We start from the raw sequence: 22,736 nt of genomic DNA, 5'->3' as shown, positions 1-22,736 counted from the left end.
GCGAAGGGCCGAGCAGACCTGCGAGCCCTGAAACGTAGCGCCGCAGCTTTGCTGCGGAGGCCCCAAAATAACAGCGAGCCCTGAAACGACAACAAGGTCTTTAGACCGCAGTTCGACGACTGAAAGGAGTAACCGCCGCCTTTTATAAAATCGGAGGCCCCAAAAAAATAAAAAGAAATAGCATGTCAATAGTTGTAGAAAATCTGAGCAAAGTATATGGCGAGCAAACCGCCGTCGATAACCTGAGTTTTGAACTAAAAAAAGGCGAAATTCTCGGCTTTTTGGGGCCTAATGGCGCCGGGAAAAGCAGCACGATGAAAATGCTGACCACCTTTATTCCACCTACTTCTGGACGGGCATTTGTGGCTGGTTTTGATATCGAAAAAGAGGGAGACGAACTGCGCAAAAGAGTGGGCTATCTGCCCCAAGATAATCCCCTTTATTTGGATATGTATGTGCGAGAATATTTGCTTTTTATTGCAGGTTTGCATCGTTTGGACCGCAAAAAAGCGCGGGTAGATCAGATGATTGAGCAAACGGGCCTGAGCGGAGAAGCGCATAAATTGATTGGGAGTTTATCGGGCGGATATCGCCAAAGGGTGGGCCTAGCGCAGGCCCTTTTGCATGATCCCGAAGTGCTAATTTTAGATGAGCCGACCTCTGGTTTGGACCCCAACCAATTGGTGGAAATTCGGGCGCTGGTGCGCCAACTAGGGGAGGAGAAAACCGTTTTATTTTCTTCTCATATTATGCAAGAAATTGAGGCCCTTTGCGATCGGGTGCTCATCCTGAACCGCGGTAAATTGGTGGCCGATGACCGCATTAGCAATTTGCAGACGAAATTGGGGCAAGAACAAAGAGTAAAGGTGCTTTTCAAAGAAAAAGTGAGCCGCCAACAACTAGAGAAATTGGGCCAAGTAGAACCCCTTGGCGGAGGCGCATTTTTGCTCAGCTCTAGCCAAAAAAACGATTTAAGAGAAGCGCTTTTCCGCTTTGCGGTAGACCAAAAGCTGAGCTTGCTCGAGCTGGTGCCCGAACGTTCTAGCATTGAGCAGGTCTTCCAAAAACTGACCCGCTAAATCGACCGCTAGGCCTCTTTTTCCGTAAAGAGTTTAGATTTCCCCACTACAACTAATGCGATAATGATGCGATGGAAAAAATGGCGTAAAATCGGCCTTTTATTTAGCCTTTTTCTGGGCTTGAGCTTTATTTCAGATGCCTGTATGCAATTTAGAATGTCGGACAAAAAGGTCCAAAAGAAGTTTAAAAAGCTGCCTATCAAGCCCAAAATTGGCCGCTATGAATTGGATGGTCGAACCATTCGCTATCTGGAATTAGGGCCAGAAGATGCCCCGACCATTGTTTTTATTCATGGGGCGCCGGGTTCTTCTCAGGACTATATGAAGTATTTGCAGGATAGCAGTTTGTACCAAAATTATCATCTTTTGGCCGTAGATCGCCCTGGCTATGGCTATTCTAATTTTGGCAAAGCGCTACCCTCTATTGCCGAGCAGGCCCGCTATCTGGCGCCCGTTTTGGCCCTCAATCAATACAAAAAACCGCCTATTTTGGTCGGCCATTCTTATGGTGGGCCGGTGGCTGTTCGCCTGGCCATGGATTATCCCGAGCAGACGGGCCCGCTTTACCTTTTGGCCTCGGCCCTAGACCCCGAGCACGAGAAGGTATTCTGGTTCAATTACCCCATGCGCTATACCATTTTTAACTGGCCCTTGCCCCGCTCGTTTAAGGTGGCCAATAAAGAGAAATTGGCTCATGCCAAGGAGCTAGAAGAGATGTTGCCGCTTTGGGAAAATTTAGAAAATGAAACGGTTTTGGTCCATGGCCGAAACGATAAGATTGTTCCCATAGAAAACTCTTATTTCGCTGAAAAAGCCCTAACGAAGGCCCCTGTAGATAGCCTCTATCAAGATAAAATGAACCACTTCCTGATCTGGAACCGCTACGAGTTAATCCGTGATCGCTTGCTGGAATTGGCCAATAATTATACTAAGGACTAACTGTTTTTGGGGCTGCCCCTTCCGTCGGGTTGAAACCCAGCGCAAAGCGGTATCGCTTTGCGAAGCTATATAAAATGAGGGTTGAACCCCTCATGAATTATCGGTCGGGTCGGGCTGTGCGGGGGCTCGCTGTTCGCTCGGCCGTTATTCCCTTTGGTCATCGAACTGCGGCTTTCAGCCTTGTTGTCGCTTTTTTTCGCTTTGCTCAAAAAAGCTCGGTCTGGCCTTCGGCCACCCCCTACCATCCCTCAGCCTGCGGCCCCTTCGGGGCCTGTAGGACCGAAAATGGTACTAAATGCTTAGCTGGATGAAGGCCCAAAACCCAAAAAGGGGCTGTCGCTACTAGCGACAGCCCCTTTCTTCTAGCCAAGAACGGCCTTGTTGCATAAATCTAACAAGTTGAAAACCAGCTAATTAAAAAAAACCTTGTGAATTAGGCATAAAAAAAGGGACAAGACTCGTAGATTTAAGTTTTTTCGACGAACAATAAAATATCGAGCTGTCCCATGACAAATTTAGAAAAAACTTACAGAATTACGCACTAACCAACAGATTTTATACCGCCCAAGGAGAGTTTCTTTTTAATGTTTGGTTCCCGCCTTTGGCAAGCAAAAATCTCATAGCTAAGCGCTCAAAACGCGGCAGACCTAAAACCATTTCCGATGAATTTATTCGCTATTTATTCCGTTTAAAAGTGCTTTTTTCTTTTGGATATCGACAGTTAGAAGGCATTCTAAAATGCGTTATTTCCGAATATAATTTGGATGTCAATCCAATATCTTACAGCCAAATATGCCGCAGAGTCAAAAAACTAAAGCTGAATATTAAGCCTAAAAAAACGGATGAAGAGCTGTCTATAGCAATAGATAGTACAGGACTAAAAATAAAAGGACAGGGAGAGTGGCGGCGAATAAAACACATCGAAAAGTACCGTTCTGGCTGGATTAAAGTACATTTAGCCGTAAATGACAAAACAGGAGAAATCCTGGTTGTAGAGATTACCACAGAGCGAAAAACCGATGCTTCTCAACTCCTCAAAATGATGAAAAAATTGAAGCCATTTAATATTAACCAAGTTTATGCAGATGGCGCCTATGACCAAACAAAATGTCGAGAAGCAATTTGTGCGGCTGGGGCGGTTCCATTGATTCCCCCACGTAAAAATGCTCGCCTAAAAAAAGGAAAAAATGGAGAGCTAGTCGATAGTTATCGCAATGATGATATTTTATATATTTGGGAGTTAGGAGCGGCTGCTTGGAAACAAGATTTAGGCTATCATCGTCGAAATTTAAGCGAAACTGCAATGATGCGGCTCAAGCACTTTTTCTCTGAACGGCTCTCTTCGATCAGCTTTAAAATGCAGAAACAAGAAGTCCTGATGCGTATTCAAATTTTAAATGAGCTTAATGCTGTCAAGCTAAAAGTTGCTGCTAATCAGTGAATTATGATTTATGCAACAAGGCCGCCAAGAACTAATATTTCTTTGTTTTTTGCTCTTTAGAGGTGTACCAACACTGGGTACCAAAATCATTACAAGAATATTGGCCCATTTTCCAATCTAAGCAAAGCCAATGCAGCCCTTGGGCATCCTTTAAGCCATTGATGGTCATATTGGGCTTGTTGTAATAACTACGAATAGCCTTTACTGCCCGATCCCAATCACTTTGGCTACCAATAAGGACCTCGGCCCAAGCATGGCCACCACCACTACAGCGGCCCACCATAATTCTAGATACGCCACCAATAGATTCTATACAAGAGGCCGTTAGGGCCGCAAAATCATCACAGTCGCCAGCCAAATCTACCGCAATGGTCCGATCGGCAGGGGAGTAGAAGTCATCTCTTAGGACCGTGGGGTCATTGACATAGCTCCAATGCGAACTGAGGTGCATATGCAAGGCACAGATCTGCTTAATTCCGTTGCGGCCTGGCAATCCCCGCTTATAATCATAATAAGGTCCAGATTCTGTTTTGACCAAAGAAACGGCAAAGTCTCGCACACAAGGCTGCCCCGGTACTACCGCCTCCGCAATGCGCTTCACCATTTTGCTCGACTCTTTAGAGCTGGCACACCAACTGAAATCCTTGAGGTTTTTCCGCTGTTGAGCCATCTGCTTAGCATATTCTTCATTTTGCTTCTTGAGCTCTTCTATGGTCTGCTGCTCTTCCTCCATTCGAGAAATGCGCTCCTTCAATTCTTTAATTTTGGCCTCTTTTTCTCCCTCTTCTAAGCTTTCATCTTCCTCTACTTTTTGTAAATACTGCTTAACCGAAGGCAATTTGAGGTACTTCTTATCAATCATTTTCCCCAATTTATGCATACCCGCATCCACAGAAATCTCAAAGTCCTGATTCTCTAAACGCAACCAATTCATTTGGTCTGTGGTCACTAAAAACCCAATGGGCAAGATAACCAAGGCGGCTAGCTCTGCAAAGAGGGGAATCCTATGGTTGAAACTCATCAAAATGCCACTACTGACCGTAATGATGCCCACTATATAATTTAATGGCGGCACCGACAAAAAGCCAATCCCCGTAGTCCAATTCCTAAACCAGCCCATAAAACTAATTTCTACAGCCGTAGAAATTAAAAAGAAGCCAATGAGGTAGCCCACAAAGGTGGCACTCACATTATGCCCACCCCCAAAAAGGAACATCAGGCCCATCAGGATAAAGGCAATAACTGTCATGAGAGAGCGATCGCCCCAAGGAGCAATGTTTTCCAGAAAGTTGACGGGGCCCTCCCAGCCTGCAGCATAAAACAAACCAGGCAGCAACATCAAGATGCCAATGAAACCAATAAGGCTAAAGATTTTTTGTAATAAGGATAGTTTTTTCATAGATCGTATGGGGTTTTGGGAATAAAAAACAACTTAGCGTTGAAACACTAGCAAAATACGTTTTTTTTAGGGATAAAATTCCCTAATTACTTAATCTTTGGGCCTTTTTGCGTCCTACAGGCCCAAAGGGCCGCAGGCTGAGGGGCTGTAGCAGGGCCGCCGCAGGCGGCAGACCAAAGCGCTGAAAGCGCTGCAGGGCCGAGCAGACTTGCGAGCTGCGCAATGGCCCGACCCGAGCGAAGCGAGTGGGCAGCCCCTAAAAAAACAGCTACAAAGGCTGTCCCAAAGTTGCTGCTCCAAACGCAAAAAGCCCAAGCTATCAGATAGTTGGGCCGATAGGGGCGCACTGGCTAAAAGTAGAACTGCATAAAGTAGTTTAATTAACTTCATTTTTTTCCTTAATTGCAGCCAAAACCTGCTGCCAGCGCCAAGCCGACTGCATGATGTCCCCAATATCATAACTGGGGGTCCAGCCCAAACGATCTTTGGCCTTTTGATAGTTGGCATAAATGGCGGCCACATCGCCCGCCCGAGCAGGAGCCAAACGATAGTTTAGGGGCTGTTGTGTTGCGGCCTCCGTGGCCCGAATGGCCTCTAGGACCGTTACCCCCTCGCCAATACCAATATTAAAGACTTCCAAGCGCTCTTCATTGCGGCCATCTTGCAGATAGCTCAGGGCCAAACGGTGGGCCTTGGCCAAATCCATAATATGTATATAATCACGGATGCAGCTGCCATCTCTGGTGGCGTAATCTTGGCCAAAAACCTGAAATTCGTCTCGCCAACCCATGGCCACTTCCATCAAAATAGGCACTAAATTATAGGACTGCTTTTGCGGAAATTCGCCCAATAATCCCGAGGGATGCGCTCCCGCCGGATTAAAATAACGCAACAAAATGGCTTGCTGCTCTGGATAAGCCTGCAAAAAATCCCGAATGATTTCTTCCGACATCTGTTTGCCACGAGCATAAGGACTCTCGGCCCGCCCAATGGGCGTTTGCTCATCCACGGGCAGTTGCTCCACATTGCCATAAACCGAGCAAGAGGAGGAAAAAATAAGCTGCTTGACCCCATGCTTTTGCATCTGCTCCAACAACTGACAAAGGCCCATCAGGTTGTTTTGATAGTAGCGCAAAGGCTGAGCAACCGACTCCGGCACACTCTTTAAAGCCGCAAAATGAATGACCGCAGTAATTTCTGGCTCGGCCAAAAAAACTTGGGCCAGCCCCTCCGCATCACACAAATCTACTGCATAATGCCGAATCGTCTGGCCCCTGATGTCCTCCAAACGGCCCAAAATTTCAGGCGATGAACGAATATGGCTGTCTAAACTGATAAATTCATAGCCCGCCTGAGCGAGCTCCAAAAGGCAATGGCTCCCAATGTAGCCCGTTGCCCCAGTAAGCAATACTTTGGCCATTAGGGAAGTTGGATTTTATTAAAAGTGGGACAACCTTGGCGCTTAGAAACGCAGCTGCTGCCCAAACTGAGCAAAAAGAGACTAAGAACAAAAACTACAATCACTGATTTCATAAGAGGTATATTTTAAGAGTTGGTAGAGATGGACCAAGTGGGGCAGCCGCCGCAACGATTGGCTCGGCAACTAGACAATAAGGCCATCAGACTGAGGCTGAGGGCAAAAACGAAGAGAAGCTTTTTGTGCTTTTTCATATTTTTCTGTTTTATTAGCAAGCTAAATGATTCCTTTTTTTTGGGGCCTCCCCTCGCCCTCAAGGGCTCGGGGCGCTACGTTTCAGGGCTCGCTATTCGCTCGGCCCTTCGCTTTTTTTCGCTTTGCTCAAAAAAGCTCGGTCTGGCCTGACGGCCCCCCTTTCACATCGCTAGGCCATTTTGGCCCTGCGGGCCAAGGCGGCAAAGCCGCCTCCTTAGCTAAACCATAAACGCTATGCCAAAGCGAAAACGTATTCTATTTACGGCTTTAAATTGGGGCTTGGGCCATGCCAGCCGAAGCATTCCGCTCATTCAGAAGGCCATAGCGCTTGGTTTGCAGCCTTATTTAGCCGCAGAAGGAGAGGCCTTGGCCCTTTGGCAAGCGCAGTTTCCCAATTTGCCACATATAGAGCTGCCGCCCTATAATATAAGGTATCCCAGCCAAAATATGAGTTGGAATATGGCCCTACAACTGCCGCAGATTCTCCGCGCTATGGCCAAGGAGCAAGCCCTCTTGCCGAAGTTAGTAAATAAATACCAGATCTCGGTCCTGCTCAATGATAATCGCTACGGATGTTATTCGGCTAGTTTGCCTAGCGCATTTTTGGGCCATCAGCTGCGGATTGCCTTTCCCTATAGTTGGCAAAAGGCCCTTTTTCAGCCAATTAACCGCTATTTGCTACAAAAGCATCGGCTCATTTGGCTACCGGATTATGAGGGGGCGGGGAACTTATCGGGGGAGCTAGGGCAGGGCCTGCCTTGGTCCAATATTCGTTATATTGGTCCTTTGTCTAGATTGCCCACCGTAAATATACAACAGCAAGACTATGAGATCGTTGCGCTTTTATCTGGGCCAGAGCCCCAGCGGCAGTATTTAGAAAATGAGTTGCGGCAAAAGTTGGCCCAATTGCCCCAAAAAAGCCTAATCATTAGAGGGAAAATAGGGGAGGAGGGGGAGAAACGGAGCGGAGATTATCCCCATATTTTGCCTTATGCAGGGGGCCGAGAGCTCTCTAGCTATCTGCTTTCGGCCCGGCTACTCATTTTGAGGGGAGGCTATAGTAGTTTGATGGATTTGGCCCAATTAAAGGCGGGGGCCATGTTGCTTTGTCCTACTCCGGGCCAAACCGAACAAGAATATCTGGCCCAAAAACTAGGGCAGCAAGGCCGAGCGCAGCAGCAGGCACAGGGGCAATTGGATTTGGGCCAAGCTTGGGCCCAAAAAGAGCAAAAGCTTCCGAATTGGCCCCAAAAAGCAGCCATAGAATTGGCCCCCTTCTTTAGAGAACTAGTAGAATTGGCCCCCTAGGTCCTACAGGCGGCAAAGCCGCCGCAAAGGCGCGGAGCGCCTCGGCTGAGGGATGGAAAAGGGTGGCCCACAGGGCCAGACCCAAGTTTTTTGAAGCGAAGCGAAAAAAACTGCAGGGCCGAGCAGACCTGCGAGCCCTGACACAGCCCGACCCGCCCGCAGGGCGGGGCAGCCCCAAATAAAAAACAGAAATAAAGCCTTTTAGGAAGAATAAAGCAGAAAAACCAGAGACTTAAGGACTTTAGAGAATGCTAAAAATTGAAAGAAAAACAGTAATATTACATTTTCTAAGTCTTAACTTATGGAAAGACCGCTGGCCTCTGGATAAATAGACAGAAATGAGGCTATAGGCTATTTCAGATAACAACAACTATGGCAAAGAAGAACAGAAAACCGAGCCCTTCCCCCACAAACTTTAAAACTTATAAGATTAACTATAAGGGCCAATTGACGGTCGTTTATCCCATGCTTTCGGGCAGTGATTTGGGGCAGTTTAAAAAAGACTGGCAGGCCTTTAAGAAAGCTTGGCCTACTACGCCAGAGCTCTTGTTATTTAATAGCTTAGGCGATGAGGCGGCTGCTTCAGAATGGGCCAAATGGGCTGAAGAAGAGGGGGGAGACGTTCGGTATTTGGCCGATAAAGTAGCGCCATCGGCTATATTTGCTCAGGCGGTAAAATTGGCTGAGGGCGAAGACCTTCTTTTTGCTGATGGGAGTCAGGGCATTGCCTTGAGTAACCTTTTGGACTGGATGGATAATCGGGAAGAAGCCTTGGCGGCGAATACCATTTATTTGGGGAGTCGTAAGCATGCGGGCGCTAAAAAGCTGGAGGCCAAAGATGGTTTACTATTGAGTCAATTGCACAACAGCTACATCCAATTTTGGACGCCCCTCTATCTACAAGATAGTCAGGCGCCTTTTTATTTTATGTCTAAGGCATTGGGGCAGCAATTGGCGCAGCTTACGGTTTCGGGGCAGCAGACCGACCTTTTATTGATGGCCCAATTGGAGGGGATTTCTATTCAGGAAATGCCTATTCGTTGGCGGCATGCCGAGCAGCGAGATACGGGTATTGGGCGCATTGCGCAGAAAGCCTTTGCGGGGCTATTGGCTCGGCCCAAAAATAAAGTAAAATACTTCTTTCTCAATCCTTGGACCGAGGCCAGTAAGGCCTTGGCCAAAGAGCCCACAATTTACCGTTTTTTGTATGCGGTATCGGCCTTGCTGATCTTGTTCATTATGGCGGGATTGAGCTTTCAGTATGGCATTACGGGAGATGAAGTCTTGCAAAAAACCTATGGTGACAATGTGTTGGCCTATTTTGAGTCGGATGGAAAGGATCGGGCTTGTATGAACCAAAGCAACCTACATTATTATGGGGGGCTTTTTGATTATCTGGCGGCTTGGTGCAACAAACATCTGGGCTGGTTTGACACCTATGATACGCGGCATTTGCTCAATGCCTTATTTGGCTTTTTGGCCATCTTATTTACGGCTCGATTGGGTAAAGTATTATCGGGTCGTTGGTCTATGGCCCTATTGACCTTAGTTTTGCTTGCGCTTTCGCCTCGTTTTTTTGGGCATAGCATGAACAACCCCAAAGATATTCCCTTTGCCATGGGCTATATGATGGGGATCTACTACATGATCATATTGACCAAACAGCTGCCTCGTCCATCTAGCCGGGCCATACTGATGAGTGCATTGGGTTTGGGGATTACCTTTAGTATGCGTTCTGGAGGAATCTTATTGATTCCTTATTTGGGTTTATTTATGGGGAGTCGAGTTGTTTTATGTCCGCAATTGCGTCCGGCCCTCACTCAATTTAAAATTGGGCAACTATTTCGCTATGCGGCTATCCTCTTGAGCGTATCGGGCTTAGGCTATTGGATGGGGACTTGGTATTGGCCCTATGCGCAAGAAGACATCATGAACCACCCCCTAGAGTCGCTCTCTGAGATGACCAACTTTTCTACGGGGATTCGGATGCTTTGGGGCGGCAAGCACCTGTGGTCAGATCAGTTGCCTTGGTATTATATTCCGACCTGGTTGGGGATTTCCTCGCCAATTGTGGTACTCTTGGGCTTGCCTTTGGTGCCCTTCTTATTCTTAAAAAATGCATTTCGGAAAAAGCGGGCCTACTACTTTAATTTGGTCCTTTTTACTGGCGTTTTTCCTGTGGCTTATGCGGTATACAAAGAGTCATCTCTTTATGATGGCATGCGTCACTTCTTGTTTATCTATCCTATTTTGGTTTTGGCGGCAGCCTATGGCTGGTTCAACCTCATTCGGATGATTAAGCCTGCGGTGGTTCGTTATGTGGCCATATCTGGAGTAGTGGGACTTTTGGCTTTGCCCACCGCTTGGATGTTCCGCAGCCACCCTTATCAATATGTCTATTTCAATGAATTTTTTGGTGGTTTAGAGGAAGCCTATGGCTACTATGAAACTGACTACTGGATGACCTGCATGCGCAATCTTTCGGATTGGTTGATTGAAAACGAGCCCAAGATAAAAGCTGGAGAGGAGGTCATTGTGGCCACAAACTGCGCCAAGCCCGTGGCGCATTACTTTAGCGACTACCCCAATGTCAAGGTGCGCTATGTGCGTTATCATGAGCGGGTAAAAACGGGCTATGATTACCTGCTCTCTTATTCTCGTTTTGTGAGCCATGGCTTTTTACAATCGGAAACTTGGCCCCCTGCAGAGGTGGTGCATTTAGAGGAGGTAGATGGCGTACCTTTGGGGGCCGTGAGTAAGGCACCTAATGGAAACAAAAAGGGCGAACTGGCCCAGAAAGCCTTTAAGGAAAAGCGTTATGCGGAAGGAATTGCCCTTTTGGAGGAAGTTTTGGTGGCCGACCCTAAAAATGAAAGTGCCATGTTGGTCCTTTCTCAATATTATCCGCAGGTAGGGAAGATGGAAGAGATGAAAAACGTCTTGACCCGTATGCGGAACTTGGCCAATGATTATGTAAATGGCTTGGGTATGGCTGGCGTATATTACCTTAATGCGCAGCAGCCCGATAGCGCTCGCTATTACTTTGAGCGAGCCACAACGCTTAATTATAAGTACAGCTTTGGCTATTTCCACCTGGCCAATTTGGCCCTTAAGGAGGAAAAGGATGTTAATAAGGCCCTATCCATTTGGGTTGATTTTGATCAGTATGGGGGACAGCCCGCACAGGGTTACCAAATTGCGGTGCAAGTGGCACAGCAAGCCAAAAACAGACCCTATGAACTCTATTTTAGAGCCAAGGCCTTGGCCACGGCTGGCAAGCATGTAGATGCCTATCAGTTGTTGGGCCAAGCTATTGCGGTAGACCCCAATTTTGAGCCCGCCCTCAAGGCCAAAAAGATGTATGACGACAATAGCCGAAGGGCTAGAGATGAAGAAGAAATGGCCCGAAAAAAAGGCGCCAAATAAAAAGTCAAAGGCCAGCTAGATGATCATCTAGCTGGCCTTTTTTAGGCAATAACCTTAATGCGGAAAAGCGGCCTGATGTTGGACCCTTTGGGCCTGTACAATATGCCGCTCATTATGGTAAATTAAAAAACGAAGCATATCCCCCAAACGAAGCTTAATCAAAGGCAAAATGGCAATGCCCAATTTATAACGGTTGATGTCTAAGGCTTGGGCATCGGCCAAAAAGTCGCGAAACTGCTCCTGATCGGCCAAATAGCGTTGAATAATACTCGCCGGCACATATTGGCTTTGACTAGGCTGATAGGCTTTAGGGCTTTTCATCTTTACCCCTAGCTGGTTGTCTTCATTGAGCCGTACGCCCTGCAGAAAACGACGGCCCAAAATCCCAGCTTTGTAGTATTCTGCTTTGGGCTTTTTGGCCTTGCGCCCCTTCTTGAGGAGCTGATCCAATGGCCCGACATAATAGGCCGAAATAATATTGAGATGGTCCAAGCATTCACCAATACTCCAGCTTTTAGGGCTGGGCTTCCAGTTAAATTGCTGCGGACTGAGGGGCGCAAAATCCCGCTCTACAATCTCTGATAGTCGCCTCATTAACCGATCTAGTTCTTGTAGAAGCTCTTTCTGTGTTTTCTTTTTCATAACTAGTTGTTAAATAGGTCTTTGCCCTAGGGCAAAGACCTGCCATGGCCCAAAAGCAATTAGAGGATGCTTGCTAGCAATAAATAGACGCCAGTCCCCATACTCACTAAGCCAGCTGTGACTTGGTAAGGCGCTAACTTCTTACGAAGCATTTCCGCCTTTTCTTTGGCATTTCCAGTTTCATCTTGCTCGGCAATAAATTTATTGATCATGGGGTAACTAAGCAAAAAACCCACAACAATAGTAGCAACTACACAACCCAAAGCCATCATATAGCTAAGAATCGAGACTTGACTATTGCCGCCAAATAGACTGAATAATCGAAGGGCGGCCAAGATAAGGGCAACTAAGCCAATCATAGCCTGGTAAGGACTTATCTTTTCGATCAAATCCTTGGCATCGGGCAAACGCTCAATGACAAAATTAGAGGCCGCCAAAAGGCCAGAAACAATCCCCGCTAAAGCTAATAGAAACATAGAATTCTGTCTTTTTTAGTTCATCAAAATGGTCCATCTTCTATAATACAAAAAAACAACTTATTTCTGCCCCTCTTTTGTTCCTTCTAAGGGCTGTAGCTCGCCTTTCCAATAACGCTTGAGCTTGCCGTTTCTCGGATTAACCTCTGTTTTGCCATAAATGGAGTTGACCCGCTTTGTGGGCGCATCACTACGGCCCAAACAATAAAGGTTACCATCTCTAGAAGCAATGAAAATACGCCCCTGGTCCACAAATGGAGTCGCTTCGGCACTAAATTCTTGCTTGTCGAGCAGCTTGAAGTTCATCTCTTTGTCAAATTCAAAGAGGTAGAAGCCCTGATAGGTGGGCACCGCCGCCCGATTGCCAATAATAATCGGACTCGCAATGGCCGGCCCCGTCCGATGTTTGTAATAGACTTTGGGCGTGGCTACCTTGCGCTCGCCATCAAAAAGGGTGACTTTTTGGCTGTCGAGCTTGTTGAGGTCAAAAAAGTAGGTGTAGCCATCAATGCCAATGGTGGCCCCAATATGCGGATGCCCCTCTACTCGAGTCGCTTCATTGGTGGCCGCAGTCCCAATAACCCCTCCTAACCAACCCACAAACCGACGGTTTTTTACGGGCATGTACCAAAGGGTGGCTTCTTCGGGCTTTTTGCTGGGGTCTAGCTTGAGAATTCCCCCCTGCCCCTTGATGTATTGCTTTTCTACTGAAATTAAAAGACAACTATCATCGGTCACTACGGGCGAGCCATCAATGTCCGACCCAATGAAGTATTCCCAATCCATGCCCGGTTTTTTCATGTTGTAGCCCCAAACTCGGCCCGATCCAGAAGCCAGATAAATGTGGTCTCTCAAACGAACTGGAGAGGCCTCCGAAACTACATTGCCCCCATGTACGCTAGCATCAATGTCCCGGTATAAGGTGTCCTGAAAACGATAAAATTCAGGCTGCAAAAGCCCGTCTTTCATTTTTGCCGCCTTGGGGTCTGGATTGAAAACAGTGAAAATACTGGTCTCTAAGGGCAAATAGGCGGTGTCGTTAATAATTAAGGCCGAACCATCTACATCTCGGCTATAACAACGGGTTCTGGGCGAGTTTACTCGCCAACGCTCTTCTCCCGTAAAATAAGAAATGGCCCGATAACAATCTACAATGGGAGCATTGAGCTTGCCGCCCGCTCTGGTCCCTTGCAAAACCAAAACCCGATCCTTAAGCGAATCTGCATTGTGGTTGATCCAAAGACTGCCAGTTCCCTTTACCACATCATCAAAACGGTACTGCCAAAGCACTTCCCCCGTTTCATAGTCAATCTTTTTAAGCCGATGGTCAAAGGCGCCCTGAATAATATATTTTTTGCCATTTTCAATCACAATCAAGGGCTGGCCGGTCCAACCCGCTCCACTCCAGTTCTTAATGGTGCGCCCAACCTGGGTTTTTCCAGAACCTAAAGTGAGCTGCCAAATGATGTCTAGTTTGTCGGGCAAACTATCGCCATAATAATTCCGCCGCTCATTGCTCAAATAAGTAGAGTTGACCAATTCAATCGAGAAGCTATCGCCCTCTTCATCCACAAAGTTAATGCGGTTGGGGTCGGGAAAAAGGGGGGCGGGCAGACTATCTATGCCGCTGCTATCTGGCGTACTAATCACTTCTTTGTTTTGTACAAAGTAGGCGGGTAGGTCCATAAAATAGGCTGCTGCAGCAAGGCCGCCAAGGCCCAAAATAATGGCTAAAGGGGAACGCATTTCGTTATTTTTTATACTAAGAATCAATTCGATTCGCAAAATACTAACTATTTTCCTGTTTGTGATGATTATTTTGGGGCTTCCCCTTCGGCCCTCCAGGCCTTGGGTCGGGCTGTGCCGGGGCTCGCAGGCCTGCTCGGCCCTTCGCTTTTTTCGCTTTGCTCAAAAAGCTCGGTCTGGCCCTGCGGGCCACCCCTATCCATCCCTAAGCCGGCGGCTGCGCCGCCTCTAGACGCAGTTGGACCAAAGGGCTGGAAACAAAATGCCCAAAGTGAAAATAAAGGATGAGCGGCCCAGCGCTGCGCAGCCGTGGCCCAAAGGGCCAGACCAAAGCCGCCAAAGGCGGCTGCAGGGCCGAGCAGACCTGCGAGCGGCGAAGCATAGCGCCGCAGCAAAGCTGCGGGGGCCCCAAATCAAAAAAATAAGAAGAAATATGCTAGAAATAAAGGCGCTAGATTATCGCCTGGGGCCCAAAGGCCCCCGACTGAAGATGGACGGTATCGCCTGGCCAAAAGGCCAATATTTGCTGCTGGGCAATGCCCAAGCTCCCGAATTAAGGGCCTTTTTGGAGCTGCTGCAGGGCAGCCGAAAAACACAGCAGGGCGAGATTTTATGGGAGGGCAGCCAGAGCTTGGCGCACCGACGATGGGCCTTTCAGCATTTGTATAGCCACTTTGATTTTGGTCCAGAAAAAACCGTGATGAAGAGCCTACGGTTTTGGGCCCGATTAGAAGGACTTCGCCCTTGGGCCGCCCATCGTTTGGAGGAATGGGGCCTGGCGCCCAATCGTAAAATGGACCAATTGACCGAGGGCCAAAAATGGGCCCTGCAAATCGTTTTGGGCCTGCAAAGAGGCGTGAGTTGGTATTTGTTGGAGCGCCCATTTGCCCAGTTGAGCCCCGCCGAAGCCTGGCCCATTTTACAACTGCTAGAGCTGGCCAAAAAGCAGCATTATGGCCTCCTGCTCTGGAGCAGCCAAAGCGATAGCCAAGTCCTTTTTGGGCCAGAAGAACAGTGGCTTTGGCGAAAAGGAGAGCTGCTGCCCCTCTCCAAACTCCCCCCAGAACAAGCTATTTTTGACCGCCAAAATTACCCCGACTAATGCTATATATTTTATGGAGCTATGGCCTGAATTTATTGGGCCGCTGGAAGCTGTATGCCCTGTTTTTACTGGCTTTTTGTCTGCCTTTTTTGGGCTTTCCCATTTTTGTGGACCAATTGGCGGAGCAGGCAAAAAAACAATTAGCCGCCCAAAGTCAAGAGGTTTATCAAATTGCTTGGCTGAGCGATACCGCCGCCGCCCCCGAGCTGAGAGAAGGGCTAGATCTACACCTCAACTTCTCGCTAATTGATAGCTTGGACCAAAAAGAAGCTTTAGCCGCCTTAAAAAAGGGAAAACTGGATCTCGCTTTGGCTTTAGCCGATGATATGGACAGCAGTTTGTTGCGGGGCGAAGCCGTAGAATTGCAGTTGTATTATTATAGCTCGGGCCGGCCAGCGGCCTTGGGGCCCTTTAAGGAGCTGCTTAAAGATTATGAAAACTATTGGGTAGAGAAGAATTTGGCTGCAGCCAATTTGCCGCCTACGGCTAGCCGCCCAATTGAGCTAAATGAGCGCAATCAAAGCAACCAGATGGACCAAATTCGGCAAATCTTTCGGCAGATAAGGAGGAGCTTAGCCCTGCTTTTTGCCCTAGGCTTTTTGGCTTTGCTCCTCTTGGGCCTCGCTCAAATGAACCCTTTGCTTTTTGGCGGCGCGCCTTGGGGAAGTCTACAACAATTGCGGCAACCTTTGGGGCAAACTTATGGAGCCATGCAGTTGCTAGGAACCCTATATCTCTGGCTAATTATGGCTTTGGCTTTGTTGGGTTTTGCTTTGGCCTTGGGCCAAGAGCAAGAAGGCCTAGCCGATATCCTGATTATTCAGTTTAGAGAACTCTTGCCTAGCGCTCGGCTTTGGGGAATGGGGCTTTCTTTGGGCATTTCGGCCTTCTTTTGGCTCAATTTGTACTTATTGCTCAAGAAGTTGGGTGGCTGGACCTTTGCTTTTTTGCTGCTCTTGGTTTTGCTTTTATTTGTCCTGTTAACCTTTAGTACGGCTGGGCTGAGCTGGGGAAAGGCCATTTTGCCTTTGGCTAATCAGCTGTATTTTTTCAAGGCCCTTTTGGCTAGAAAATTAACGCTTGGCCCCTTGCTGTTGGTCCAGTTGAGCAGCCTGTTTTGGGCCTTGCTCTTGGCCCGCTTGAATTTTGCCCTGCTGCGGCAGAAATTGGCCCGTTTTGGGGCCTAATTGGGCTTTGCGGCGAAAAAAGGGCCTAATCGCCGCAAAATATGCGGCGATTAAGTGGTATATTCGGGGCATAATTGATAAAATGCTTACTTATGACTCGATATATTCATTACAAAGAGAATTGGACAGACTTTGTTTGGGATGATAGCCGCTTGATATCTTTATTGAGTGAGGTGCGTCATTTACAGGGGCGTCTTATCGGTAAAGTAGAACTACTAGGTTTTGAGTTGCAAGGGCAAGCAAACCTAGAAACCTTAATCTTTGATGTCATGCATTCTTCTGAAATAGAAGGAGAAATATTGGATGAAGAACAAGTTCGTTCTTCGATTGCTGTAAAGTTAGGGCTGGAGCAATCTGGTTTAGTGCATATTCCTCGAGATGTTGATGGAGTTGTCGAGATGATGCTTAATGCCACCCAAACGGAGAATAAAGAATTGGATGCAGATCGTTTATTTGGTTGGCACAACTGTCTTTTTCCTGCGGGAAGAAGTGGAATGTATAAAATAGAGGTAGGGCAGTGGCGAACAGGAGAGATGGAAGTAGTATCTGGTGCTATGGGACATGAAAGGGTGCATTTTAGAGCGCCTTCAGCCGATCGCTTAGCCGTTGAAATGCAAGATTTCTTTAATTGGTTTAATGGCTCTCAGCCGATAGATCCAATACTTAAAGCTGCAATTGCGCATCTTTGGTTTGTGACCATACATCCCTTTGATGATGGAAATGGCCGTATAGCTAGGGCTATTACAGATATGCAACTTTCTAAAGCAGATGGAGTTAATCAACGATTTTATAGCATGTCTACGGAAATTCAACAGCAGCGAAAGGCTTATTATCAAATTTTAGAGAAAACGCAGAAGGGAGGGCAAGATATTACAGATTGGATTTTCTGGTTTTTATCTTGTTTGAAACAAGCTATTTTGAATTCTTCGGCAGCGATAGCGCAGGTTATTCTCAAGCATAAATTTTGGCAGAAACATAAGTTGACAGTAATCAATGATAGACAGCATAAAATGCTTACTAAACTATTGACTGCCTTTAAAGGGAAGCTAAGTAGCTCCAAATGGGCGAAAATGACTAAAGTTTCTCAAGATACGGCCCAAAGGGATATTAAGGATCTAATAGGAAAAGGGTTATTAATAAAGGCTGATTCATCAGGGCGAAGTACTCATTATTGGTTGAATTTAGAAGGTCTTTAGGAGGGAAATAGTTTTTCAGCTAAAATCCTTGTATTTTTGCCCCAAAATATAGAAAAGCATGCGTTATTCATTCTTCCTCCTTTTGGCCTGCTTCTTTTTGGGCCAAGGGCTTGTTTTTGGCCAGGCAAGAGGCAATGCCCGCCGCTCTAAAGGCAACTATAAGGCTAAGTCCAACTCCAATTATCAAGCGCCCCTCCTGCAACCAGAGGGCGATCTGCCAAGGGCCAGCTTTTTTAGCCATGATGAAGTGCTGCTAGAGGTCCATGCACTCTCCAACCAAAAAGCAAGTAGCTATTTAGCCATCTTTAATATTCGACAGCTAGGCAAAACAGCAGAAGAAACCGACCGCCTGCTGCAAGAACGCTTTCGCAATTTTAAGCGCAAACTGCAAGCCCTAGGTGTCGCTGAGCAAGATATTCACTTAGATATGCTTTCTTTTGTGCCCGTCTATGAACTAGAAGAGGAAAAAAAGCTATTTAGCCCCAAAACCTATAATGAGGTCCCAAAAGGTTTTGAAATGCAGCAAAATGTGCATGTTAGCTACCGCAATGCAGCCCAATTAGGGGCCATTGTATCGGCTGCGGCCCAAGTAGAAATCTATGATCTGGCCAAGGTGGAGTACTTTGTAGAGAATACCGCCGCCGTTTATGAGGAGCTCCGCAAAGAGGCCCTAGCCTATTTGATGCGCGAGATGATTGAGCTAGAAAAAATAGGCCTAGAACTGGATCTGGCTAGCCGCCGTATGGCCGAGGCCGAAGGCGCTGTCTATCCCGCCGAACGCTATGCCAGCTATCAGGCTTTTTCTAGCCCTTCACTAGATGGAAAAAACCGGCTAGCCCTTCAGGAAAAGGCCCAAACGCAGTACTATGCACCCATGCCCTACAATGATTTTGAAATTATTCTGAACCCAGAAATTCAAGAACCCGCAGTACAGTTTATGTACCATATCCAATTTGCTTTTAAACTGAAAAAACCAGCCCCAGAAGTCAAAATTGAAAAAGAAAAAGAGTTTATTTGGATTACGCCTCAGGGCGATATGCGTCTACTAAAAGTAGAAAAGGCTAAGGAGAAACGGCCCCAAGCACGCCGCCCTAAGCCCAATACCACCGTTATTCCCGAAACCAATTAAGAAGTTGAGGCAAAATGACCTCAAAGAATAAAACATCTTATGAGTACTGTAAAGAAATTTGGCCTGCAGGAAATTGTGGCCCACTGTAAAGAATATGGATTTGTCTACCCCTCTTCAGATATTTATGGAGGACTCAATGCCGTCTATGATTACGGCCCCTACGGTAGCCAACTCCGCCAAAATATTAAGGACTATTGGTGGCGCGCTATGGTGCAAGCTCATGAAAATATTGTGGGCCTAGATGCCTCTATCTTTATGCACCCCCAAACTTGGGTGGCTTCTGGCCATGTAGATGCCTTTAATGATCCAATGATCGATAATAAGGACTCTAAAAAACGCTACCGTGCCGACCACCTAATCGAGGAGGTTTATGCCGGCAAATTAGAAAATAAAATCGCTAAGGAAATTCGCAAAGCCGCCAAACGCTTTGGCGATGCCTTTAATGAACAGGAGTTCAGAGCCACCAACCCCAGAGTCCTAAAATATCAGGGCCAAATTGATTCGGCCATTGAGCGAATGAATGCTTTCCTCAATGCTGAAGATCTTGCCGGCTTTAAAGGCCTCATCGAGGAGCTAGAAATCAAATGCCCCGTTAGTGGAACAGGAAATTGGACCGATATCCGTCAGTTTAATCTGATGTTCTCTACCCAAGGGGGAGGCTCTTTGGGCGACAATAATCTGTATCTCCGCCCCGAAACCGCCCAAGGTATTTTTGTCAATTTTAATAACGTCCTCAATAGCTCTCGCCAAAAGTTGCCCTTTGGTATTGCACAGATCGGTAAGGCTTTCCGCAACGAGATTGTGGCCCGACAGTTTGTTTTCCGCATGAGAGAGTTTGAACAAATGGAGATGCAGTATTTTGTGCGCCCCGGCAAAGAGCTAGCAGCCTATGAGTACTGGAAAGAAAAGCGCCTTCGCTGGCATCAAGCCATTATTGGCGGAGAAAAGGCCCACCGTTTCCATAATCACGAAAAATTGGCGCATTATGCCAATGCCGCTGCCGATATTGAGTTTGAATACGCCTTTGGCTTCCGCGAGCTAGAGGGCATCCACTCTCGCACCGACTTTGACCTCAAGGCCCACCAAGAGCTCTCTGGCAAGAAGTTGCAATATTTTGATCCCGAACTCAAGGAAAGCTATGTACCTTATGTGGTCGAGACTTCTGTGGGTTGCGATCGGATGTTCCTAGCGGTCCTCAGCGATGCCCTTCAAGAGGATATTGTACCTGATGCCGATGGCAAGGAATCTAGCCGCACGGTCATGAAACTCCACCCCGCTTTGGCCCCCGTCAAATGTACGATTTTACCTTTGCTCAAAAACAAAGAAGCCCTAACGAGCAAGGCCAGAGAGGTCTTTGATCGCCTAAAATATAGCTTCCAATGCCAATACGATGAGAAGGATGCCATTGGCCGCCGCTACCGCCGCCAAGATGCTATCGGTACGCCTTATTGCGTGACCATCGACTTTGATACTTTGGAGGACAATACGGTCACCATTCGCGACCGCGACACCCTAGAGCAGAAACGAGTATCTATTGATGAGGTGGAACGCATCATCAGCGAGAAAGTAGATATAGCGCAGCTGCTTCGCCAGCTGTAGGATAAGGATTTGGGGCTGCCCACTCGCTTCGCTCGGGTCGGGCTGTTTCGCAGCTCGCTGTTCGCTCGGCCCTTCGGCGCAAGCACCTCGGTCTGCCGCCTTTGGCGGCCCTGCTGTCCATCCCTCAGCCAGATTTGAGCTCGGAAAAGAAGAGGGCCCAAAACCACGGTTTTGGGCCCTCTTTATTGGTCCAGAACGACCGAAGGGAGTGGCCTAGCGATGCGGCGGGGTGGCCGAAGGCCAGACCAAGCTTTTTTGAGCAAAGCGAAAAAAAGCGAAGGGCCGAGCAGACCTGCGAGCCCCAAAGCGTAGCGCCGCAGCTTTGCTGCGGAGGCCCCAAAATATCCTAATCTCTAAACGGCTTAGGGACCTCATAAAGGGAAATCAGGCCCTCCCAACTGACCACCGCAATATAGCGGCCATCGGGGCTAATGGCCGTATGCGAAACCGCCCGCCCCTGAAAGGGAACCACCGCCTTGGGCTGCCCCGTTTGGCCATCATACAGATAGAGATGGCCATTTTGGCCAATGCCCGCATAGTAGTTTTGCTTGGCCGTAAAGCCGCCAAAACAATGCTCAGACATCAGGGCGCTTTTATTGTCGTAGCCCCGAACCGCAGGAGCAGGCAGCAGCTTGCTAAGTCGTGCATTCAGCCAATGGGCCAAATTGATCGAATGACTTTGCCAAAGCAGCGGGACAAAAGGCTGGCCCTCTTCCTTTAATTTTTGCTCCCATTTTGCCGCCGATGGCCCCCAATAATTTTTGATGGACCGAAGCTCTAGAACGTAATCAAAGACATTGTTTTTTCGGTAATGAATGCCCAAAATCGCTCGACTATCGGGCGTAAAGCAGGCATCTAAATAATGTTTTTTGAGTTTTTGAGGCTGTAATTTTAGCTTCGGAAAGCTGTAGAGCGGCTGCACGCCCTCCTTATGCTGATAGGAGGAGGGCAGGGCCAAAAGGTAGTTTCCATTGGGCGAAAATCGAAGTTGAGAATAGCTCAACACCTCATCGTTTGGCGGTAAATCTAGCCGCCAATTGGGCTGTTTCGTTTTTAATATTCGGACATTGGGGCCATAGTGCGAGCCCACCGCCAGATACTTCCCATCAGGCGAAAAACTGAGAATATCAGGCGGAAACATAAAGGTTTCGGCCCCTTTGAGTTGGCCACCCACTCCTTTTTTTTTGAGGTAAACGGGATGCGTCCATTGGCGGCAGGCCAAAAGAAAGCCCTTGCCTTCTTGGTCCCAGCTGCCATCTTCCCAGCCATTGCAACGGCAATCTTTGGGTAGGGGAACCGGCTTTAGTTTTTGGCTTCTGCGCTTCCAAAGTAAAATATTGACACTGCCCACAATTAAGAGCTCTTTGTCGTTGGGCGAAAATTCTAGGCTTTCTATCCAGCTTCTATCGACAATCGTGTCCATGAGCTTGGCTTGGTCCAGATAATCCCAAATTTCTAGGCGGCCCTGAAAAAAGCCAAGGGCCAAAAGCTCCCCATCCTGAGAAAAAGCAATTCGCTGCGTTTGCCGATAATTAAAATCTGTTTTGATGGGACTTAGTTGCAGGCTGTTGAGCTCCAATTTGGCCAGTTGGACCTGCATACTTTGGCTGCGGACAATACTCACTACTGCCTCCTCTTTTTGGGGATGAAACTCAATAGCGGCTAGGGTGCCTGGCAGCTCTCGAACTTCGCCAGTTTTTAGGTTTTTTATTTTAGAGAGGAGATACTGCCCGCCATAAATCGCCAGCCATTTGCCATTGGGGCTAATGCGGGCCTCTGGGTTATCAGAAGCAAAGGGCAGGCTATCGATTAGCTCCCCAGTATAATAATTAAAGACATAAGCCCCATTTTTGTCATTACTGACCATCCCCAAAGGCTGACTTTTAAGTATACGCAGGCTGCGGCTCAGGTTGCTGTAATTTTTTCGGTGCCTAAAGCCTCTTTCCCAAAGCAGCTGCCCGCTTTTTCGGTCCCAGGCAGTCAGATAACTACCGCCTGCAATCAGAATAATAGAATCATGGGCCGCAAATCGAATATCGCCTCCCATAGGCGCAAAAGGGGCGCTCCAGCGGCTATCGCCCCAGCTATGCAAAAACTTCATTTTGGGCAGGCTGTCGGCAGGAGGCGAAGCACTATAGATGTAGTATTCTGAGACAAAAGCCTGCTTTTGGGCCAAGGCCAGGAAAAAAAAATGAAAAAAAATGAGAAAAAAAATGCTGCGCATATGGCCAGTTTTATGAAAAGGGCCTCAAAATATCATTTTAAAAGTGGGGGGCAAGCCTGCCTTTGAGCTGATAAAATTAAGTCCTTTGGAAGAAATGAAAAATTATAAAAGGATATGTTAAAACAGGACTATTTTGGCCCATTTAGTTGCATAGATGCTAGGCGCTCAGAA

Annotated in this window: 17 protein-coding genes; 10 read left to right on the top strand and 7 right to left on the bottom strand. The window is 47.4% G+C overall.

Going from position 1 to position 22,736, the window contains the following annotated elements:
* Nucleotides 1-182 precede the first annotated feature (182 nt).
* From SAPGRDRAFT_RS07820 to SAPGRDRAFT_RS07805, 3 genes are all read left to right on the top strand, one after another.
* On the top strand, nt 183-1,079 hold the full coding sequence (locus tag SAPGRDRAFT_RS07820) for an ATP-binding cassette domain-containing protein (RefSeq protein WP_002658514.1): 897 nt from the start codon (nt 183-185) through the stop codon (nt 1,077-1,079).
* Between the two features lie 63 nt (nt 1,080-1,142).
* On the top strand, nt 1,143-2,018 hold the full coding sequence (locus tag SAPGRDRAFT_RS07815; protein ID WP_002658513.1) for an alpha/beta fold hydrolase: 876 nt from the start codon (nt 1,143-1,145) through the stop codon (nt 2,016-2,018).
* A gap of 493 nt (nt 2,019-2,511) precedes the next feature.
* A complete protein-coding gene (locus SAPGRDRAFT_RS07805) occupies nt 2,512-3,459 on the top strand; it encodes an IS5 family transposase (RefSeq protein WP_081491968.1) in 948 nt (315 codons plus the stop codon).
* Nucleotides 3,460-3,490: 31 nt separating this feature from the next.
* Here SAPGRDRAFT_RS07805 and SAPGRDRAFT_RS07800 read toward each other — a convergent pair whose 3' ends face one another.
* From SAPGRDRAFT_RS07800 to SAPGRDRAFT_RS23750, 3 genes are all read right to left on the bottom strand, one after another.
* Complete coding sequence (locus tag SAPGRDRAFT_RS07800) at nt 3,491-4,858, bottom strand: transglutaminase domain-containing protein (RefSeq protein WP_002658510.1); 1,368 nt, start codon at nt 4,856-4,858, stop codon at nt 3,491-3,493.
* A gap of 376 nt (nt 4,859-5,234) precedes the next feature.
* Nucleotides 5,235-6,278 carry a UDP-glucose 4-epimerase GalE gene (galE, locus tag SAPGRDRAFT_RS07790; RefSeq protein WP_002658508.1) on the bottom strand — a complete coding sequence of 348 codons (1,044 nt, stop codon included), beginning with the start codon at nt 6,276-6,278 and terminating at the stop codon, nt 5,235-5,237.
* Nucleotides 6,279-6,403: 125 nt separating this feature from the next.
* The gene (locus tag SAPGRDRAFT_RS23750) at nt 6,404-6,529 is read right to left on the bottom strand and encodes a hypothetical protein (RefSeq protein ID WP_301280492.1); all 126 of its coding nucleotides are present in this window, start codon (nt 6,527-6,529) and stop codon (nt 6,404-6,406) included.
* 235 nt (nt 6,530-6,764) lie between these two features.
* Between SAPGRDRAFT_RS23750 and SAPGRDRAFT_RS07785 the strand changes: the two genes are divergently transcribed.
* Nucleotides 6,765-7,838 carry a hypothetical protein gene (locus tag SAPGRDRAFT_RS07785; RefSeq protein ID WP_002658505.1) on the top strand — a complete coding sequence of 358 codons (1,074 nt, stop codon included), beginning with the start codon at nt 6,765-6,767 and terminating at the stop codon, nt 7,836-7,838.
* A 372-nt stretch (nt 7,839-8,210) separates the two neighbouring features.
* Nucleotides 8,211-11,264, top strand: coding sequence for a tetratricopeptide repeat-containing glycosyltransferase (locus SAPGRDRAFT_RS23100; protein WP_002658504.1), 3,054 nt, complete (start codon nt 8,211-8,213; stop codon nt 11,262-11,264).
* Between the two features lie 54 nt (nt 11,265-11,318).
* Here SAPGRDRAFT_RS23100 and SAPGRDRAFT_RS07775 read toward each other — a convergent pair whose 3' ends face one another.
* The 3 genes from SAPGRDRAFT_RS07775 to SAPGRDRAFT_RS07765 are packed head-to-tail and all read right to left on the bottom strand — an operon-like array spanning nt 11,319 to nt 14,128.
* On the bottom strand, nt 11,319-11,906 hold the full coding sequence (locus SAPGRDRAFT_RS07775; protein ID WP_002658503.1) for a DinB family protein: 588 nt from the start codon (nt 11,904-11,906) through the stop codon (nt 11,319-11,321).
* 59 nt (nt 11,907-11,965) lie between these two features.
* On the bottom strand, nt 11,966-12,382 hold the full coding sequence (locus SAPGRDRAFT_RS07770; protein ID WP_002658502.1) for a hypothetical protein: 417 nt from the start codon (nt 12,380-12,382) through the stop codon (nt 11,966-11,968).
* Nucleotides 12,383-12,442: 60 nt separating this feature from the next.
* Complete coding sequence (locus SAPGRDRAFT_RS07765) at nt 12,443-14,128, bottom strand: hypothetical protein (RefSeq protein WP_002658501.1); 1,686 nt, start codon at nt 14,126-14,128, stop codon at nt 12,443-12,445.
* Nucleotides 14,129-14,561: 433 nt separating this feature from the next.
* On the opposite strand from SAPGRDRAFT_RS07765, the gene SAPGRDRAFT_RS07760 reads away from it, so the two are divergent.
* From SAPGRDRAFT_RS07760 to SAPGRDRAFT_RS07740, 5 genes are all read left to right on the top strand, one after another.
* Nucleotides 14,562-15,230: a hypothetical protein gene (locus SAPGRDRAFT_RS07760; protein ID WP_002658500.1), complete on the top strand. Its 669-nt coding sequence runs from the start codon at nt 14,562-14,564 to the stop codon at nt 15,228-15,230.
* A complete protein-coding gene (locus tag SAPGRDRAFT_RS07755; protein WP_002658499.1) occupies nt 15,230-16,417 on the top strand; it encodes a hypothetical protein in 1,188 nt (395 codons plus the stop codon). The genes SAPGRDRAFT_RS07760 and SAPGRDRAFT_RS07755 overlap by 1 nt, the downstream gene beginning before the upstream one ends.
* Nucleotides 16,418-16,509: 92 nt before the next feature.
* A complete protein-coding gene (locus tag SAPGRDRAFT_RS07750; RefSeq protein WP_002658498.1) occupies nt 16,510-17,613 on the top strand; it encodes a Fic family protein in 1,104 nt (367 codons plus the stop codon).
* A gap of 58 nt (nt 17,614-17,671) precedes the next feature.
* Nucleotides 17,672-18,742 (top strand): SIMPL domain-containing protein, encoded by a 1,071-nt coding sequence (locus SAPGRDRAFT_RS07745; RefSeq protein WP_002658496.1) that lies wholly within the window; start codon nt 17,672-17,674, stop codon nt 18,740-18,742.
* A 39-nt stretch (nt 18,743-18,781) separates the two neighbouring features.
* Nucleotides 18,782-20,341 carry a glycine--tRNA ligase gene (locus SAPGRDRAFT_RS07740; RefSeq protein ID WP_002658494.1) on the top strand — a complete coding sequence of 520 codons (1,560 nt, stop codon included), beginning with the start codon at nt 18,782-18,784 and terminating at the stop codon, nt 20,339-20,341.
* Between the two features lie 346 nt (nt 20,342-20,687).
* On the opposite strand, the gene SAPGRDRAFT_RS07735 is transcribed toward SAPGRDRAFT_RS07740, so the two are convergent.
* Nucleotides 20,688-22,565, bottom strand: a complete 1,878-nt coding sequence (locus tag SAPGRDRAFT_RS07735; protein ID WP_002658492.1) for a WD40 repeat domain-containing protein — start codon at nt 22,563-22,565, stop codon at nt 20,688-20,690.
* Nucleotides 22,566-22,736 lie beyond the last annotated feature (171 nt).

Source organism: Saprospira grandis DSM 2844, from assembly GCF_000275825.1.
Classification (GTDB): Bacteria; Bacteroidota; Bacteroidia; order Chitinophagales; family Saprospiraceae; genus Saprospira; species Saprospira grandis_A.
The sequence above is the reverse complement of the archived record's forward strand: the minus strand, read 5'-3'. Positions and strand labels throughout refer to the sequence as shown.